This window comes from Achromobacter sp. 10T422 (genome assembly GCF_056394065.1).
The window spans coordinates 293,540-310,986 of record NZ_JBFTHD010000004.1; the positions used below are offsets into that span (position 1 = coordinate 293,540).

At 65.1% G+C, this 17,447-nt stretch carries 11 protein-coding genes; 5 read left to right on the forward strand and 6 right to left on the reverse strand.

Features of this window, described 5'->3' with window-relative positions; all coding sequences use genetic code 11:
- Positions 1-120: 120 nt before the first annotated feature.
- Both AC1DB0_RS11920 and AC1DB0_RS11925 read right to left on the reverse strand, forming a co-directional pair.
- Positions 121-2,187: an NAD(+) synthase gene (locus tag AC1DB0_RS11920; RefSeq protein WP_476756932.1), complete on the reverse strand. Its 2,067-nt coding sequence runs from the start codon at positions 2,185-2,187 to the stop codon at positions 121-123.
- Positions 2,188-2,266: 79 nt separating this feature from the next.
- On the reverse strand, positions 2,267-3,634 hold the full coding sequence (locus AC1DB0_RS11925; RefSeq protein WP_342067418.1) for a mechanosensitive ion channel domain-containing protein: 1,368 nt from the start codon (positions 3,632-3,634) through the stop codon (positions 2,267-2,269).
- 148 nt (positions 3,635-3,782) lie between these two features.
- Between AC1DB0_RS11925 and argH the strand changes: the two genes are divergently transcribed.
- The 5 genes from argH (at position 3,783) to AC1DB0_RS11950 (ending at position 12,153) form a co-directional block, all read left to right on the forward strand.
- A complete protein-coding gene (gene argH, locus AC1DB0_RS11930; RefSeq protein ID WP_169272684.1) occupies positions 3,783-5,204 on the forward strand; it encodes an argininosuccinate lyase in 1,422 nt (473 codons plus the stop codon).
- A 168-nt stretch (positions 5,205-5,372) separates the two neighbouring features.
- Positions 5,373-5,879 (forward strand): RNA polymerase sigma factor, encoded by a 507-nt coding sequence (locus AC1DB0_RS11935; protein ID WP_156336826.1) that lies wholly within the window; start codon positions 5,373-5,375, stop codon positions 5,877-5,879.
- A 10-nt stretch (positions 5,880-5,889) separates the two neighbouring features.
- The gene (locus AC1DB0_RS11940) at positions 5,890-6,879 is read left to right on the forward strand and encodes a FecR family protein (protein ID WP_054426119.1); all 990 of its coding nucleotides are present in this window, start codon (positions 5,890-5,892) and stop codon (positions 6,877-6,879) included.
- 200 nt (positions 6,880-7,079) lie between these two features.
- Positions 7,080-9,596 carry a TonB-dependent siderophore receptor gene (locus tag AC1DB0_RS11945; RefSeq protein ID WP_245636411.1) on the forward strand — a complete coding sequence of 839 codons (2,517 nt, stop codon included), beginning with the start codon at positions 7,080-7,082 and terminating at the stop codon, positions 9,594-9,596.
- A gap of 499 nt (positions 9,597-10,095) precedes the next feature.
- The gene (locus tag AC1DB0_RS11950) at positions 10,096-12,153 is read left to right on the forward strand and encodes a PEP/pyruvate-binding domain-containing protein (protein WP_476758668.1); all 2,058 of its coding nucleotides are present in this window, start codon (positions 10,096-10,098) and stop codon (positions 12,151-12,153) included.
- 45 nt (positions 12,154-12,198) lie between these two features.
- Here the strand turns inward: AC1DB0_RS11950 and lpdA are convergent, their stop codons facing one another.
- From lpdA to AC1DB0_RS11970, 4 genes are read right to left on the reverse strand one after another with little or no spacing between them, the layout of a single operon-like run.
- Positions 12,199-13,602 carry a dihydrolipoyl dehydrogenase gene (lpdA, locus tag AC1DB0_RS11955; RefSeq protein ID WP_476756935.1) on the reverse strand — a complete coding sequence of 468 codons (1,404 nt, stop codon included), beginning with the start codon at positions 13,600-13,602 and terminating at the stop codon, positions 12,199-12,201.
- Positions 13,603-13,604: 2 nt separating this feature from the next.
- Entirely contained in the window at positions 13,605-15,065 is a 1,461-nt protein-coding gene (locus tag AC1DB0_RS11960; RefSeq protein WP_476756936.1) for a dihydrolipoamide acetyltransferase family protein, read from the reverse strand.
- A gap of 1 nt (position 15,066) precedes the next feature.
- Positions 15,067-16,110, reverse strand: coding sequence for an alpha-ketoacid dehydrogenase subunit beta (locus AC1DB0_RS11965; RefSeq protein WP_054426127.1), 1,044 nt, complete (start codon positions 16,108-16,110; stop codon positions 15,067-15,069).
- A 2-nt stretch (positions 16,111-16,112) separates the two neighbouring features.
- Complete coding sequence (locus AC1DB0_RS11970) at positions 16,113-17,345, reverse strand: 3-methyl-2-oxobutanoate dehydrogenase (2-methylpropanoyl-transferring) subunit alpha (protein ID WP_054426129.1); 1,233 nt, start codon at positions 17,343-17,345, stop codon at positions 16,113-16,115.
- Positions 17,346-17,447: the final 102 nt, after the last annotated feature.

Genomic DNA, 17,447 nt, shown 5'->3' on the forward strand with positions numbered 1-17,447 from the left:
TTTGATCTGTTGCGGCGCCCGGGCCGCCGCTTGCAAGGCGGCCAGCGCGCGATGAATAAGAGAATAACACCGGGGCCGCCGTGCAAGCGGGCCGCCAGCGTCATTGCGGGAGAACCCCGATCAGGCGTCCGGTTCGGCGTCCGGAATGCGTTCGGCGTCGCGCATCCACACCACCGATTCCGAATCGCTGGGCGCGCGCCAATCGCCGCGCGGCGACAACGAACCGCCCGAGCCGACCTTCGGCGCGTTCGGCACGCAGGTGCGCTTGAACTGGCTGGTACGGAAAAACTTGTCCAGGAATATCTTCAGGTTGCGCTTGATGGCGGCCAGGTCGTACTGGTTGCGCACGACATGCCCGGCTTCCGGCCACGCGCCCGCCTCGCGGTCACGCCAGGCGGCCAGCGACAGGAACGCCACCTTGGTGGGCGCAAAGCCATAGCGCAGCGTGTAGTACAGGTTGAAGTCCTGCAATTCGTAGGGGCCGATTGAGTCTTCGCTTTTCTGAACGGGTTTGTCGTCCGCGCCGCCCGGCACCAATTCGGGGCTGACGTCCGTGCCCAGCACGTCCAGCAACACGGCGGCGCCCTCGTCGCCCAGACGGCCAGACTCAGCCACCCAGCGCACCAGATGCGTGATCAAGGTCTTGGGCACGCTGGCGTTCACACTGTAGTGCGACATGTGATCGCCCACGCCATACGTGCACCAACCCAGTGCAAGCTCGCTCAAGTCGCCCGTGCCGATGACGATGGCGTTGCTGAAATTCGCCAGCCGGAACAGGTGGTTGGTGCGCTCGCCCGCCTGGACGTTTTCGAACGTGATGTCGTAGACCGGCTTGCCGTCTGCATAGGGGTGGCCCAGGTCTTTCAGCATTTGCAGGCAGCTGGGGCGGATGTCGATTTCCGACGCCGTGCAGCCCACCACCGCCATCAGCCGGCGCGCCTGTTGCAGCGTGCGGGTGCTGGTGGCGAAGCCCGGCATGGTCACGGCCAGGATGTTCGAACGCGGCAGGCCCAGCGTATCCATGGCCTGCGCGCACACCAGCAAGGCGTGCGTGGAATCCAGCCCGCCAGAAATGCCGATGACCACCTTCGCCATCTTGCTGGCCGACAAGCGCTGCACCAGCGCCTGCACCTGGATGCTGTAGACCTCTTTGCAGCGGGCGTCGCGGCGTTGCGGGTCCGCCGGCACATAGGGGAATCGCGCCACGCGACGCTCAAGCGGCAGCTCGGCGTCATCCAGCGGCGGGCTCACCGGCACCGCCACGGTGCGGAACTTGCGCACTTCGTCCTGATGGCGGCGCACCGACTGGCCGAACGTGGTCTGCCGCATGCGCTCGCGCGACAGGCGGTCCAGGTCCACGTCCGAGAACAGCAGATGGGAATGGTTCAGAAAGCGTTCGGATTCGCCCAGCAGCTCGCCGTTTTCGTAGATCAGCGCCTGCCCGTCCCAAGCCAGGTCGGTAGACGATTCGCCCCGCCCCGCCGACGTATACATATACGCGGACAGGCAGCGCGCCGATTGCTGCGCCACCAGTTGATGGCGGTATTCCGACTTGCCCACGACGATGTTCGAGGCGGACAGATTGACCAGCACGGTCGCCCCAGCCAAGGCCGCGAACGAGGACGGCGGGATCGGCACCCAGACGTCTTCGCAGATTTCAACGTGGAATTGGAACAGCGGCAGCTTGTCCATCTGGAACAGCAGCTCGGGGCCGAACGGCACCGTCTGGTCCAGCAATCGGATTTCAGTGGCGGCCGCGCAATCGGCGGCGCTGAACTGGCGCGCTTCGTAGAACTCGCCGTAATTGGGCAGGTAGCTCTTGGGCACCACGCCCAGAATGCGGCCGCCAGCCGCGACCACCGCGCAATTGAACAGTTGGTGCGACACGCGCAGCGGCGCGCCGACGATGACGGCGATGTCCAGCTCGGCCGTGGCAGCCACCACTTGGGCCAGCGCGGCTTCGCATTCATCCAGCAGCGCTTTCTGGTGGAAGAGATCGTCGCAGGTGTAGGCGGACAGGCCCAGCTCGGGGAACGCCACCAGCACGGCGCCGCCCTGGGCGGCCTGCTGGGCCAATTCAATGGTCTGCGCGGCGTTGAAGGCCGGATCGGCGACCCGGCATTCGGGTACGCCGACCGCCACCCGGGCGAAGCCGTGGGAATACAGGTTGAAGAACGGGTTCGACATCGGGGTGATCGCCTGGAGTCAATGAAGACGTAAGTTCCAACCGGCGGATTATCTCATGGCGCCCCGGGGCCGCCACGCCCTAGCGCGGCATCATCCCGTCAGCCGGCCCGCGCTCAGGCGGCATGCCCTGCCCGTCCGTCAGCGCCAGCCCTTGCCGGTCGCGCTCGGCGGCCAGCGCCGTCTGGATGGCGTTTTCACGCAGTTGGCTGCCCATGGCGCCGATGTCGGCACCGGACGGCTGTTGGTACAGACGCAGGCCCAGTTCCGGCAGAATCGCCAGCAGGTGGTCAAAAATATCACCCTGGATGCGCTCGTATTCCACCCAGGCGGTCACCGCCGTAAAGCAATAGACCTCGACCGGGATGCCGTCGGCGGTGGGCTCCATCATGCGCACCATCATCGCCATGTCTTGCCGCACTTCCGGGTTCTGCTTCAGAAACGCCAGCCCATACGCGCGGAACGTGCCGATATTGGTCAGCCGGCGGCGGTTGGCCGGCACGCTGGCCAGCTCGCCCATCGTCTGATTAGCCTGAGCAATATCGTGGGTCTTGGCTTGCAGATAGTCATGCAGCAGCCGGAACCGCATCAGCCGCTGGGCTTCTTCGTCGGTCAGAAACCGCACACTGGATGCATCGATACGCAGCGTGCGCTTGATGCGCCGCCCGCCCGATTCAAACATGTGGCGATAGTTGCGATAGCTTTCCGAGAACAATTTGTAGGTGGGCACCGTGGTGACGGTGTTGTCCCAGTTCTGCACCTTGACCGTATGCAGGGCGATGTCTTTGACGAAGCCGTCGGCGTTGGACTGCGGCATTTCGATCCAGTCGCCAATGCGCAGCATGTCGTTGCTGGTCAGCTGCGTGCTGGCCACCAGCGACAGCAGCGTGTCCTTGAACACCAGCAGCAGCACCGCCGACAGCGCACCCAGGCCGGAAATCATCCATAGCGGCGAGCGGTCGATCAGGATGGACAGCACCAGCACGGTGCACACTGCCATCAGCACCAGCTTGCTGATCTGGATATAGCCCTTGATTGACCGGGTCTGCGCCCGCGTCGTGGCGGAATACGTGTCTTGCCAGGCGCTCAGCACGCCCGAGAACGCCACGAACACACAGATCCACGCGCCGGCATGCGCCAGCCGGCCCACCACCGTCACCGCTTTTTCCACGTGCGGGACCAGGTCGATGCCCATAGACACGACCGCAAACGGCACGGCATACCAAAGGTTTTGATAGGCGCGGCGGCGTTGCAGCGCCTTGTCCCAATCGCCCCGGCCGCTCAGCACCAGGACCCGGTGCGCCAGCAGCAGCACGACGCGCGCGACCACCCACTGGACGAACAGCGCCGTCAGGATCAGCGCGCCAATACCGACCAGCGTTTGCGCCCAAGCCTCGTGCGGCATGTGCGTATCAAGCTGGGTGACCAGTTCTTCCCATTCCAGGGGCATATTCTTCTGACTCGCTCTAAGGTCTTGAAACTAACCGGGGATTATCCGACAAGTCGGCGTCATCCGAGGTTCCGAGCCGCCGATATTGGGGCCATGCTACCCCCTTGCGTGCGCCGCCGGTTCGGCAGGCCCTATAATTCCGCCCATCATGGCAAACACTCCCTCCTCCGATCAAAACCAGTTCGCCAATAAGGCGCAGGCCTGGTCCGCCCGGTTCTCGGAACCGGTTTCCGAACTCGTCAAACGCTATACGGCTTCCGTGGATTTCGACAAGCGCCTGGCGCGCCACGACATCCAGGGCTCGCTCGCGCATGCAGACATGCTGGCCGCCCAGGGCATCATCGGCGCCCAGGACTTGGCTGACATCCAGCGCGGCATGACCCAGATCCTGTCTGAAATCGACGCCGGCAGCTTCCAATGGCTGCTGGATCTGGAAGACGTGCACCTGAACATCGAAAAGCGCCTCGTGGAACTGGTAGGCGATGCGGGCAAGCGCCTGCACACCGGCCGTTCGCGCAACGACCAGGTCGCCACCGACATCCGCCTGTGGCTGCGCGATGAAATCGACAACCTGCAAGACCTGCTGCGTCAGCTGCGTCACGCGCTGGCCGCCGTCGCGCTGGACAACGCCGGCACCATCATGCCGGGCTTCACCCATCTGCAAGTCGCTCAGCCGGTCACCTTCGGCCACCACCTGCTGGCTTACGCCGAAATGTTCGGCCGCGACGCCGAGCGCCTGGCCGACTGCCGCCGCCGCGTGAACCGCCTGCCCCTGGGCGCGGCGGCACTGGCCGGCACGTCTTTCCCCATCGACCGCGAACGCGTCGCCAAGACGCTGGGCTTTGATGGCGTGTGCCGCAACTCGCTGGACGCCGTGTCTGACCGCGACTTCGCCATCGAATTCTGCGCCGCCGGCGCGCTGATCATGACGCACGTGTCGCGCCTGTCCGAAGAGCTCGTGCTCTGGATGAGCCCGCGCGTGGGCTTCATCGACCTGGCCGACCGCTTCTGCACCGGCAGCTCGATCATGCCGCAAAAGAAAAACCCCGACGTGCCAGAACTTGCCCGTGGCAAGACCGGCCGCGTCAACGGCAACCTGGTCGCCCTGCTGACCCTGATGAAAGGCCAGCCGCTGGCCTACAACAAGGACAACCAGGAAGACAAGGAAGGCCTGTTCGACACCGTGGACACCGTGCGCGACACGCTGACCATCTTTGCGGACATGGCTGCCGGCATCAAGGTGAAGGCCGACAACATGCGCGCCGCCGCCCTGCAAGGCTTCGCCACCGCTACCGACCTGGCCGACTACCTGGTCAAGCGCGGCGTGCCGTTCCGCGACGCGCACGAAGTGGTCGCCCACGCCGTGCGCGATTGCGAACAACGCGGCTGCGACCTGGCTGACTTGTCCACCGACGAACTGAAGGCCTATCACGCCCAGATCGGCGACGACGTCCACCAGGTGCTGACGCTGGAAGGCTCGGTTGCCGCCCGCAAGCACATCGGCGGCACCGCCCCCGAACGCGTGGCCGAAGAAGCCAAACGCGTGCTGGCGGAAACGGCCGAAGGCTGATTCCGGCAAGCGCTGGCTCCGGCTGGCGGCTTGAAGCAAGGCCCCCGATTGGGGGCCTTGTTGCATCTGGAGCCCGCCTTCTTATCCAGCCGCCCCTGCGCGCGCCGGCTTTAATAAGAATGATTTACACTACGCGCCTTTCCCCCGTTGCCTCTGCCCCATTCGTCCATGCCTCGCAGCAAACCTCAAGACAAAGGCTGGATCGGCTGCTATGCCGAGATGGTGCGCGGCTGGGTGCGTAAGGTCGGCAATACCCACGAGGCCGAAGATGCGCTGCAAGACGCAGCCATCGGCCTGTTGAAGGCAGACAGCAGCAGCATCCTGGAGCCGCAGGCCTATCTGTACCGCTCCAGCATGAACCGCCTGGCCGGCAATGCGCGCCGCGAAGCGCGGCTGCCCACGCTGCCCTTGCATGAAATCAGCGAAGACGAGCATCCCCAGGATGTGGACAGCAGCGCCGCCGTGCGCACCGCGCAACTTGCCGAGGCCGTTGAAGCGGCCCTGCTGCAACTGCCCATCAAATGCCGCCAGGCCTATATCTGGCATCGGCTGGAGGGGTATTCTCAGCAAGAAGTTGCCGCGCGGCTGGGCGTGTCGCTGAATTCCGTCGAGCGCTATATCATGCGCGCCATGCGCCATCTGCGCGACGCTCTGCACCGCTATGCGCCCGACTGAACCCGCCTCCATGACCGACTCCGGCCCCCGTCCCACCTTCGATGACCCGCGCGACGCTGCGGCGTTCTGGTACGCCCGCGCGCGCTCGGGCCGGATGAGCGATGCCGATCAGCAGGCCTTTGACAGCTGGTTGCGGGAAGCCCCTGCGCATGCGCGCGAATATGCGCTGCTGGACGAGGTGTGGCGTGACACATTGGCGGTGCCGGCCGACCGGCTGCGTGCGCTGGCCCGCGAGCCCGAAGCCGCCGCCGCGCCGGCTCGCAGGCTGCCGCAGTGGGCCAACATCGCGTTGGCGGGCGGCGTGGCGCTGGCCATTGGCGTGACCATGGCGCCGCTGATGCAGAACACTGCACCGACCTACGAGTCCGCACTTTCCAGCGCCCATGGCGAACGCCGCCAGGTTGCGCTGGCGGACGACTCCGTCCTGGAACTGAATACGGATACGCAGGCGAACGTGCGCTTCTATCCCGACCGACGCGAAGTCGATCTGACGGCGGGCGAGATCACGTTTTCGGTCAAGGCCGACGCCAGCCGCCCATTCATCGTTAAGACAGGCGATGCACAGATCCGGGTCACCGGCACGCGCTTTAACGTGCGCCGCCACGGCGATGCCACCGACGTCGCCGTGCTGTCTGGCGCGGTCGAGGTCAAGCCGGCGGGCATGCGATTTTGGCAACGTGCCGCGTTGACACCCGGCCAAGGCCTGACGGCGTCACGGTCAAGCCTGGGCGCGCCGCATGCCGTGGACACGTCGACGCTGACCGCCTGGCACCAGGGCCGCATCGTGTTCAACAACACGCCGCTGGTTGATGCCGTGGCCGAAATGAACCGCTATGCGCCCTATGCCATCCGGCTGGCGGACGGCGGATGGGACAAGGTGCGCATTGCGGGCGCGATCAGCATCGACCAGCCAGCCAGCTTCCTGGAATTGCTGCCTCGCATTGCGCCCGTGCGCATCGAAGCGGAAGGCGACAAGCGGTACGTCGTCAAGGCGCGCTGACGGCTTGGGGCGGACGACAAGGCCGCCCCCTCTTCAGTGAAACATATAGTTTCACAATCGATTCGCGATTTCTTCAGGGTTTTCGCGCCAATCGCACTCTTTAGCTAAGAGGGGCGGCCGCGCATGCGGCGGCCCGAGGAGACCTTTGGCCAAAGGGTGGCGCGGCATTGCCGCTGAGAATCATTATTGGAACTATTCTTGTGAACCGTAGACTTTCCCGCAACGGCGTCGCCCTGCCGTTGCGACTGCGCAGCCCGCGTCTTGCCCTGCGCACGCTGCCCTTGCTGATTGCGCTGGGTCTGACTCAAGCCCCCGACGCGCAGGCCCAGGAAGCACAGGGCCAGAGCGCCGCCGTGCTGGTCAACACCGCGCGTCAACCCTTGCATGACGCCTTGGTGGAAGTGAGCCGCCAAGCGTCGTTGGAAGTGCTGTACGCACCGGAACTGGTGGCGGGCAAGACGGCGCCGCCGGTTTCGGGGCGCCTGACGCCGCAACAAGCACTGGACCGCATCCTGGCCGGCAGCGGCCTGATCGCGGTCATTCGTGGCAACACCGTCACCATCGAACCCGAACCCAAGGACCTGGACGCCACCACCATGGCGGCCGTGACCGTCATTGCGCGTCGCGCTGCCGACGGCACGACCGAAGGCACCGGGTCTTACACCAGCCTGGTCACCAGCACCGCGTCCAAAACCGATCTGGCGTTTCGCGAAGTGCCGCAGTCGGTGTCGGTCGTGACCCGGCAATTGATCGACGACCAGCATCTGGTCAACGTCACCGACGCCATGAGCCGCGCGCCCGGCATCACGGTGCGCCGCGTAAATTCCTATTCGTCCGACTATTACTCACGCGGCTTCCAGATCACCAGCATGCAGATCGACGGTGGCGCCCCGTTGGCGCTGGGCTCGTACACCTACGGCCCCACCCAGGACATGGCGTTCTATGACCGCGTCGAGATCATGCGCGGCGCCTCGGGCCTGATGGGTGGCATGGGCGACCCGGGCGGCATCATCAACCTGGTGCGCAAGAAGCCGATGGGGGAATATCAGCTGACGGTGGAGGCTTCGGCCGGCAGCTGGGACAACTACCGCAGCATGATCGACGCCACCGGCCCCTTGGGCTTCGACGGCCGGCTGCGCGGCCGCGCCGTCGCCGTCTACGGGGACACCGGCTCGTTCATGTCGCACAGCACGACCGAAACGCCGCAGATCTACGGGGTGCTGGAAGCCGACCTGACTCGCAGCACGCTGCTGACGGTGGGCGGCAGCTACAGCCGGATGCGCGAACAAGGCAGCCGCAGCGGCCTGCCGCGGTACACGGATGGCGGCGACATCGGGTTGTCTCGCTCAACCAACCTGAGCCAGCCCTGGACCTACATCCATACCGACACCAAGCAGATCTTTGCGCAGTTGGAACAACGGCTGGGCGACACCTGGCGCTTCAAAGCCAACTACACCCGCGAGGAAACCGACAGCAAATCGCTCACCGCCTTCGCCAACGGCGGCGTGGATCGCGAAACGGGTCTGGGCGCCACCTGGGGCGGCGGCCGGTACGCAATGACCAACACGCAGAACCTGCTGGATGTGAATCTGTCTGGCAGCTTCGACCTGTTAGGCGGCACGCACGAAGCGTTGCTGGGCGCCGATTGGCAGCGCAGCGAAGGCACGTGGGCCGTCTCTAAACCCGTGGACGAATGGAAGGTGCCGGTCAACGTCTTTAACCGCAACCTGTGGAACCCCGACCTGAGTCTGCCGGAAAACGAACGCTACGACCCGTGGGGCCAAGAGCAGAAAGGCATGTACGGCGTGTTGCGGATCAACCCCACCGAACGTCTGCACCTGATCGCGGGCGCGCGCTTCAGCTCCTATAAGTTCTACCAGACGGTGTCCGAACCCATCAATGGCAGCTGGGTGCCCTATTCGAAAACGTCCTACCGCGAACCGACCGCCACCACGCCTTACGGCGGCATCATCTATGACCTGAACGACGCGTGGTCCGCCTATGTCAGCTACGCCACCATCCATAAACCGCAAGGGCTGCTGAAGGCTGGCCCTCTGCCCGGCTCCCCGTTGCCCGCCATCAAAGGCAAGAGCTATGAAATGGGCGTCAAGGGCGAATTGCTGGATGGCCGCCTGAACGCCACGTTCAGCCTGTTCAACGTCGAGCGCACCGGCACCGGCGTGCTGGACAGCCGCTACCCGGAAGACTACGACGCGTGGGCCGGCAACTGCTGCTACCTGGCCCAAGGCAAAGTGGTCAGCCGCGGCCTGGACATGGAAATTGGCGGCGAGGTCTCGCCTGGCTGGGAAGTGGCGCTGGGCTACACCTTCAACAACACCCGCGACAAGACCAACGACGCCGTCTACAGCAGCATCACGCCGCGCCATCTGCTGAAGGTGTCAACGGCCTACACGCTGCCCGGCGACTTGTCGCGCTGGCGCATCGGCGGCAGCGCCCAGGTGCAAAGCGCCAACTACGTGACAGGCACGGCCTACTCGCGCGACAGCGGCTCGTATACGCCGTACAAGTTCCAGCAGGCAGGCTACGCCACCGTCAACCTGATGGCCCAATACCGCTTTGCGCCGCAATGGACGGCGACGGTCAACGTCAACAACCTGTTCGACAAGGTGTATTACGAACGAGTCGGCGCGTCCAACGGCGGCAACTGGTACGGGGCGCCTCGCAACTTCATGCTGACCCTGCGCGGCACGTATTGATAGCTTGACCGGCCAGGAAGCGGTCACGCTTCCTGGTTCGGACATCGAATACGTCGCAAAGCCGAGGACCAGACCAAGTCACCGCTTTCTGCGGTCACCCACAGCAATCCTCAAGCCCCAAAAAAAACAGGGGCAGCTTTCGCTCCCCCTGCGGAAAGGCCCTACGAGACACCTCGCCCGTCCGCGCGTGCAGAAACGGGCTGGGTCTCGTGCCGCCGGCGCGGCTTATTGCCAGGGGTGGATTACACGGGAATCGCTTGCGGCCGCGTATCACTGAAACTGGGTATTTTGTAAGGCGCTTGAGGGGCTTGAGGCGCTTGAGGCGCGTAGAGCGCGTCAAGGCGCGAAAGGCGATTCGTACAGGAATGGGCACATCCGGTCACATCCGACTACGGGCCGGGGCAGGGGCTCCGATATCATCGCAACTCCTTGCGACCTGCCCCTTTTTTGCGTCCCCATCTCGCCTCCCCTTTTTGCGCCCCCTGTTTGCGCCCCCTTCATGCGCCTATCGCCCGCCACCCGCCGCCTTCACGCGCTACGCCCGTTGCGCCGCCCCAGCCTGATCGTTCTGACAGCCCTTGGCCTGCTGGCTGCCAGCATCCACCCGGCCGCGCAGGCGCAGACGGCACGCAAGCCTTCGCCCTATGAGAACGCCCGCCCGCTGCGCCCGGACGAGCGGGCCGCCAAACAAGCGGAAGATGCCAAGCACGGCGGGCCGGCGTATCTGAACCAGATCCGCACGCAGGCGGAATTCCAGCAGTTGGCGCGCGTCTATAACRCTGGCACGCCGCTTGAGATTCCGCATGTGCTGTTCGTGATTGACCGGCGTCACGGCGACCGCATCTATTACATCGACACGCCGCGCTATACGCTGCACGAGAACTTTGCGCGCGAACGCCGGTTGCTGCCAGACGCGGACAAGGCCACGCTGATTGCCCAGTACAAAGACCCCGACCGGCGTCTGTTGTTCGGCACCTTGAGCTGGCAGCGCGATCTGCCCGGCTACACCTACGAGTTCTGGGAAGGCGACCGCGTCACGCCCGCGCTGTTGCGCCTGACCGAAGACAAGCTGCGCGCCACGTTCTACGACCCCGTGCGCTTCAAGGCGAACTCCACGACGCAAGAGCAGACGGCGCAAACCGCCGGGCTGGCCTTGGTGACGCAAGAGGCGCTGTTGCGCGAACAGACGTTTCTGCCGCTGAACACCGGCCGTGCGCAGGGCCGTCTTCGCATCGTGAAGTCGGTCGAAGACACGCCGGATCTGGCGCCCACCGATATCGTGGTGCTGGACGAAGTGCCTGTCGCCATTTCGCCGGTCGCGGGCCTGGTCACGCAGCGGCCGTCCACCTTGTTGTCGCATGTGAACCTGCTGGCCAAGGGCTGGCGCATTCCCAACGCTTACGTGCGCGATGCCGTCTCGGCGCTGCGCCAGTATGACGGCCAGTGGGTGGAGCTGACCGTCAACAGCAACGGCTACCAGGTGCAGCCCATCGCCAAGCCGCAGGCCAAACCCGATCCAACGCCCGGGACCAACCCCGACGGCAAACCCAACGACCCGCCCAAAGCCGCTGCCCTGCCCAAACCCGATCTATCGGTGCGCGCGCTGAAATCCCTGACTGGCATGGCCACGCGCGACAGCCGGTACTGCGGGGTCAAGGCGGCCAACCTGGGCGCACTGAAATCGGCGCTGCCGCCGCTGGCCAGCGTGCCGGATGGTTTCTGCATTCCATTCGCGCAGTACGCGGCATTCATCAAGCAACTTGGCATTCCGGCACGCATCGCCGCGCTGGAACAACGGCCCGACTTCGCCCAGGACGCCAACGTGCGCCGCGCCGAATTGGCGGCATTGCGGCAAGACATCATCCAGGCCTCGCCCGACGCCGCGCTTGCCGCCGCGTGGCGCGAACGCTGGACGAAGCAGTTGCACGGGCGCGGCGTGTTCGTGCGCAGCTCGTCCAATTCCGAAGACCTGCCCGGCTTCAGCGGCGCAGGGTTGTACACCACCGTACCCAACGTGACGCAGGCCGACGCGTTGGCAAAAGCCGTGCAAACCGTATGGGCGTCGGTCTATAACTTCGAAGCCTATGAGGCGCGGCGCGCGGCCGGCATCGGCCAGGATGGCGTGGTGATGGCGGTGCTGGTGCAGCAGGCGGCCGCATCAGACAGCTCGGGCGTGATGATCACGCGTGACCCCTTTGACGCGTCGCGCCGCTACGTCACGTACATTTCCGCCAAGCGCGGGCTGGGCATCAAGGTGGTGGAAGGCAAGCGCCAAGCCGAGCAGCTGATGTATTCCACTTGGTCCAAGGCGGTGCAGGTGCTGAGCCGTTCCGCCGAGGACACGCAGTTGGTGGCCGACGCCGCGGGTGGCGTGCGCGAGGTGCCGATCGAAGGATCAAGACAAGTGCTGAACGATGCGCTCGTTGCGCGGCTGGCCGCCGTGGGCAACCAGATCAAGCTGCGCTTGGGCAATGTGGATCAGGATATCGAATGGGCCGTGCAAGGCGACAACATCATCGTCTTGCAGGCCCGGCCGTACGTCGATGGCAGCCGGTAGCAGCACTTGCGGCTACCGGCCGATCATCGATCAGCCCAACCCGAATCAGATGTGCAGCGCGTGGCCCAGCGCTTTAAGCGCCGCTTCCTGCACGGCTTCACCCAAGGTCGGATGCGCGTGAATGGTGCCCGCCACATCTTCCAGCGTGGCGCCCATTTCCAGCGACTGGCCAAACGCCGTCGACAATTCCGACACGCCGCGCCCCACCGCTTGCCAGCCCACGATCAAGTGGTTGTCGCGCCGGGCCACCACGCGGACAAAGCCGTCGGTGGACTCCAGCGTCATCGCGCGGCCGTTGGCGGCGAACGGGAAAGATGCCGTCAGGCAGTCCAGCCCCGCGCCTTCCGCTTCCGACGGCGACAGGCCCGCCACCACGACTTCAGGGTCGGTAAAGCACACGGCGGGAATAGAGGCCGGGTGGAAGTGACGGCGTTTGCCCGCCACCAATTCGGCCACCATCTCGCCCTGCGCCATGGCGCGATGCGCCAGCATCGGTTCGCCGGCAATGTCGCCAATGGCCCAGACGTCACGCATCGACGTCCGGCATTGGTCGTCAATTCGCAGCGCGTTGCCCTTGCGATCCAGTTGCAGGCTTTCCAGCCCCCAGCCCTGCGTGCGCGGACGGCGTCCCACGGCGATCAGCACGCGGTCGGCCGGCAACAGGGTTTCGGCGCCAGACGCATCTTGAATACGCACCGCATCGCCCGCGCCGTTCAAGCCCAACACCTTGCGGCTGACGTGCAGCGCCACGCCCATCTTCACCAGGGCGGCGGCAACGGGCTTGGTCAGTTCGGCGTCGTAGGTCGGCAAGATGCGGTCCTGCGCTTCCACCACGGCGACTTCCGCGCCCAGCTTGCGGTACACGGTGCCTAGCTCCAGGCCGATGTAACCGCCGCCCACCACCACCAACTGCTTGGGGATGGACGTGGGCGACAAGGCTTCGGTGGACGACACCACGATGCCGCCAAACGGCATCGACACCAGCGGCGTGGGTTCGGACCCGGCCGCCAGCAACAGGTGTTCGCATTGGATGCGCAAGGTGCTGCCGTCTGCGGTCGTGACTTCGGCGGTTTTGCCGTCGAGCAGGCTGGCCCAGCCCTGCACGACTTCCACGCCGTTCTTCTTCAACAGCGCGCCGACGCCGCCCGTCAGCTTGCCGACGATGCCGTCCTTCCACGACACCGTCTGCGCGATGTCGATGGCGGGTGTCGCCACCGAAATGCCGAGCGCCGACTTGCCTGCGTAGTGGCGCGCCTTGTCGAATTCCTCGGCCGCGTGGATCAGCGCCTTGGACGGAATGCAGCCGATGTTCAGGCAGGTGCCGCCCAGTTGCGCGCCTTCGACGAGCAGGGTCGGCACGCCCAATTGGCCAGCGCGGATGGCGGCCACGTACCCACCGGGGCCGCCGCCGATCACCAGCAAGGTCGTTGTCTTTGTGATCTGGCTCATGCTTACTCCACGAAAAGCAGCGCGGGTTGTTCCAGCAGCGCACGCACCGCCTGGATGAAGCGCGCCGCGTCCATGCCGTCCACCACGCGGTGGTCAAACGACGACGACAGGTTCATCAGCTTGCGCGCCACCACGGCGCCATTGCGGAAGGCCGGCCGCTCAACGATACGGTTCACGCCCACGATGCCGACCTCGGGGTGATTGATCACCGGCGTCGTGACGATGCCGCCCAAGGGGCCCAGGCTGGTGATGGTGATGGTGGACCCGGACAGCTCGTCGCGCCCGGCCGTGCCACTGCGCACCGCTTGCGCCAGCCGGCCGATCTCGGCCGCCATCGACCAAAGGTCGCGCGCTTCGGCGTGACGCATCACCGGCACCATCAGACCGCCTTCGCTTTGCGTGGCGATGCCGATGTGCACAGCGCCGTAACGCGTCACCACGCCACCTTCATCGTCATAGCGCGCATTGATCTGCGGAAAGTCGCGCAGCGCAACGACCATGGCGCGCGCCAGCAACGGCAGCAAGGTCAGCTTGCCGCGCGACTCGCCCCATTTCTGGTTGAGCTGCACGCGCAAGTCTTCCAGTTCCGTCACGTCGATTTCCTCGACGTAGCTGAAGTGCGGAATGCGGCGCTTGGACTCGGCCATCTTCTGCGCAATCTTTCTGCGTAGCCCGATGACAGGCACCGCCTCTTCGTCGTGGCGTTCGACATACGCCGTGCCGCCGCGCGCGGCGTTGCCCGCCCCTTGCGATTGCAGATAGGCGTCCAGGTCTTCGTGCATGACGCGGCCGGCCGGACCGCTGCCCGCGACGAAACGCAATTCAATCCCCAGATCCCACGCACGCTTGCGTACCGCGGGCGAGGCCAGCGGTTTGTCGCCGGGCTGACGGGGAACGGACGGCGAGCCGCCCGTGGCGGACGAAGCAGCGAATGACGAGCGCGCCGCTTGCGGTTTGGCGGACGCCGCGGCGGGCGTCATCGACGCCGCAATCTGGCCGGCGATGCCGCCCGCGGACTTCGCGGCAGGCGTTTGCGTTGGCGTTTGCGTTTGCGTTTGCGTTGCCCCTGGCGTTGCAGCCTGGGTGGCGGTTTGCGTTGCGCCTTGTGCTGCGGTTTGCATTGCGCCTTGTGCTGCGGTTTGCGTTGCGGACGGGTCCGCGCCTTGTCCCGGCGCGGCAGGCTTCGGCGGTGCGCCCGCCCCGGCGCGCACATTCCCCTCGCCTTCCACTTCCAGGCGAATCAACTCCCCGCCCACGGCCATCACCTGGCCCACGTCGCCGCCCAGCGCAATCACCTTGCCCACGACCGGCGATGGAATTTCCACCGTGGCCTTGTCCGTCATCACGTCGGCCAGCGGCTGGTCTTCGGCGACGGTGTCGCCTACCTTGACGTGCCAGCCCACCAGTTCGACCTCGGCAATGCCTTCGCCGATGTCGGGCATCTTGATGATATGAATCCCCATCTCACACCTCCATCGCGCGTTTGAACGCTTCGCCGACCCGGCGCGGACCGGGGAAGTACGCCCATTCCTGCGCATGCGGATAGGGAGTGTCCCAACCAGTCACACGCTCCACAGGCGCCTCCAGGTGATGGAAGCAATGCTCTTGAACCAGCGCAATCAATTCCGCGCCATACCCGCACGTGCGCGTGGCTTCGTGCACCACCACGCAGCGGCCGGTCTTCTTCACCGAGTTCACGATGGTTTCAAGATCCAGCGGCCAAAGGCTGCGCAGGTCGATGACTTCGGCGTCGATGCCGGTTTCTTCGGCGGCCGTCAGCGACACATACACGGTCGTGCCATAGGTCAGCACCGTCAGCGCATTGCCCGGCCGCACGATGGCGGCGGAATCCAGCGGCACGGTGTAGTAACCCGTGGGCACCACGCTGCCGGGCCGGCCGGTCCATGGCGTGACGGGCCGGTCGTGGTGGCCGTCGAACGGGCCGTTATACAGCCGCTTGGGTTCCAGGAAGATCACCGGGTCATCGTTCTCGATGGACGCGATGAGCAAGCCCTTGGCGTCATACGGATTGGACGGCATCACCGTGCGCAGCCCGCACACCTGCGTGAACATGGCTTCGGGGCTTTGGCTGTGCGTCTGCCCGCCGTAGATGCCGCCGCCGCAAGGCATGCGGATCGTCATCGGGGCAATGAATTCGCCCACCGAGCGGTAACGCAGGCGTGCGGCTTCCGACACGATCTGATCGGACGCCGGGTAAAAATAATCAGCGAACTGGATTTCGCACACGGGCCGCAGGCCGTAGGCGCCCATGCCCACCGCGACGCCGACAATGCCGCCTTCGGAGATGGGCGTGTCGAACACGCGCGAGCTGCCGTACTTGGTTTGCAGGCCTTCCGTGCACCGGAACACGCCGCCGAAATAGCCGACGTCCTGGCCGAACACCACCACGTTGTTGTCACGCTCCAGCATCACATCCATGGCCGAGCGCAAAGCCTGGATCATGGTCATCGGCGCAGAGGCCGGACCAGCGTTGTTATCAATGGCCATGATCAAACTCCGAGCTGCTGGCGCTGCCGGCGCAGATGCTCCGGCATGTCTTTGTAGACGTCTTCAAAAATGCTGGCGGCGCTGGGAACGTGGCCGTCCACCAGGGTGCCGTAGCTTTCCGCTTCCTTTTGGGCGGCAACGATCTCGGCGTCGAGTTCGGCGCGCACGGCGTCGTGCTCGGCGTCTGACCAGATGCCCAATCCGATCAGGTGCTTCTTGAAGCGTTCGATCGGGTCGCCCAGCGGAAAGTGCGCCCAGTCGTCGCCGGGCCGGTATTTGGAAGGGTCGTCGGAGGTAGAGTGCGGACCGGCGCGGTACGTCACCCATTCGATCAGGGTCGGGCCCAGGTTGCGGCGGGCGCGTTCGGCGGCCCAGCGCGAGGCGGAATAGACCGCCAGGAAATCATTGCCATCCACGCGCAGCGACGCAATGCCGCAGCCCACGCCGCGGCCCGCGAAGGTGGCGCCTTCGCCGCCGGCAATCGCCTGGAACGTTGATATGGCCCACTGGTTGTTGACCACGTTCAGGATGACCGGCGCGCGGTAGACGTGCGCAAAGGTCAGCGCGGTATGGAAGTCGGCTTCGGCGGTGGCGCCGTCGCCAATCCAGGCCGATGCGATGCGCGTGTCGCCCTTGATGGCCGAGGCCATCGCCCAGCCCACCGCCTGAATGAACTGCGTGGCCAGGTTGCCCGAAATCGTGAAGAAGCCGTTAGGGCGATCGGAATACATCACCGGCAACTGGCGGCCCTTGAGGGGGTCGCGCTCGTTGGACATCAGCTGGCACATCATCGTCACCAGCGACACATCGCGCGACAGCAGCAGGCTTTGCTGGCGATAGGTCGGGAAACACATGTCGCCCTGCTCAAGCGCCAGCGCATGGGCGGAGCCAATGGCTTCTTCGCCCAGGCTCTGCATGTAGAACGAGATTTTCTTCTTGCGCTGGGCGGTCAGCATGCGCCCGTCGAAGATGCGCGTTTTCAGCATGGCTCGCATGCCGGCGCGCATCATATCGTTGCTGATCTCGGGCGCCCAGGGGCCGACCGCGCGGCCGTCGTCGTCGATCACCCGGACCAGGCTGTACGCCAAGGCGCCGGTATCAACCGCGGCAACATCAATGGGGGGTTTGGGCACCTCGCCGGGCGGCGAAAGATGCAGATAGGAAAAGTCAGTCTTGCAACCCGGACGCCCTGTGGGCTCGGGGACGTGCAACTTCAACGGCCCATATTGGCTCATATTTTGTCTCCACGCTTGATCGTGTCACGCGTTTTCTTCCTACCAAGACATTGCCAAAGGCGTGTGACCCTAAGCGCTGCCATCGTCGGCCCGCGCATAGGG

Coding starts and splice junctions, on each gene's coding strand:
- AC1DB0_RS11925 (WP_342067418.1), bottom strand. CDS start 3,634: ATGCCCCTGGAATGGGAAGAACTGGTCACCCAGCTTGATACGCACATG.
- AC1DB0_RS11965 (WP_054426127.1), bottom strand. CDS start 16,110: ATGGCCATTGATAACAACGCTGGTCCGGCCTCTGCGCCGATGACCATG.
- argH (WP_169272684.1), top strand. CDS start 3,783: ATGGCAAACACTCCCTCCTCCGATCAAAACCAGTTCGCCAATAAGGCG.
- AC1DB0_RS11920 (WP_476756932.1), bottom strand. CDS start 2,187: ATGTCGAACCCGTTCTTCAACCTGTATTCCCACGGCTTCGCCCGGGTG.
- AC1DB0_RS11940 (WP_054426119.1), top strand. CDS start 5,890: ATGACCGACTCCGGCCCCCGTCCCACCTTCGATGACCCGCGCGACGCT.
- lpdA (WP_476756935.1), bottom strand. CDS start 13,602: ATGAGCCAGATCACAAAGACAACGACCTTGCTGGTGATCGGCGGCGGC.
- AC1DB0_RS11935 (WP_156336826.1), top strand. CDS start 5,373: ATGCCTCGCAGCAAACCTCAAGACAAAGGCTGGATCGGCTGCTATGCC.
- AC1DB0_RS11970 (WP_054426129.1), bottom strand. CDS start 17,345: ATGAGCCAATATGGGCCGTTGAAGTTGCACGTCCCCGAGCCCACAGGG.
- AC1DB0_RS11960 (WP_476756936.1), bottom strand. CDS start 15,065: ATGGGGATTCATATCATCAAGATGCCCGACATCGGCGAAGGCATTGCC.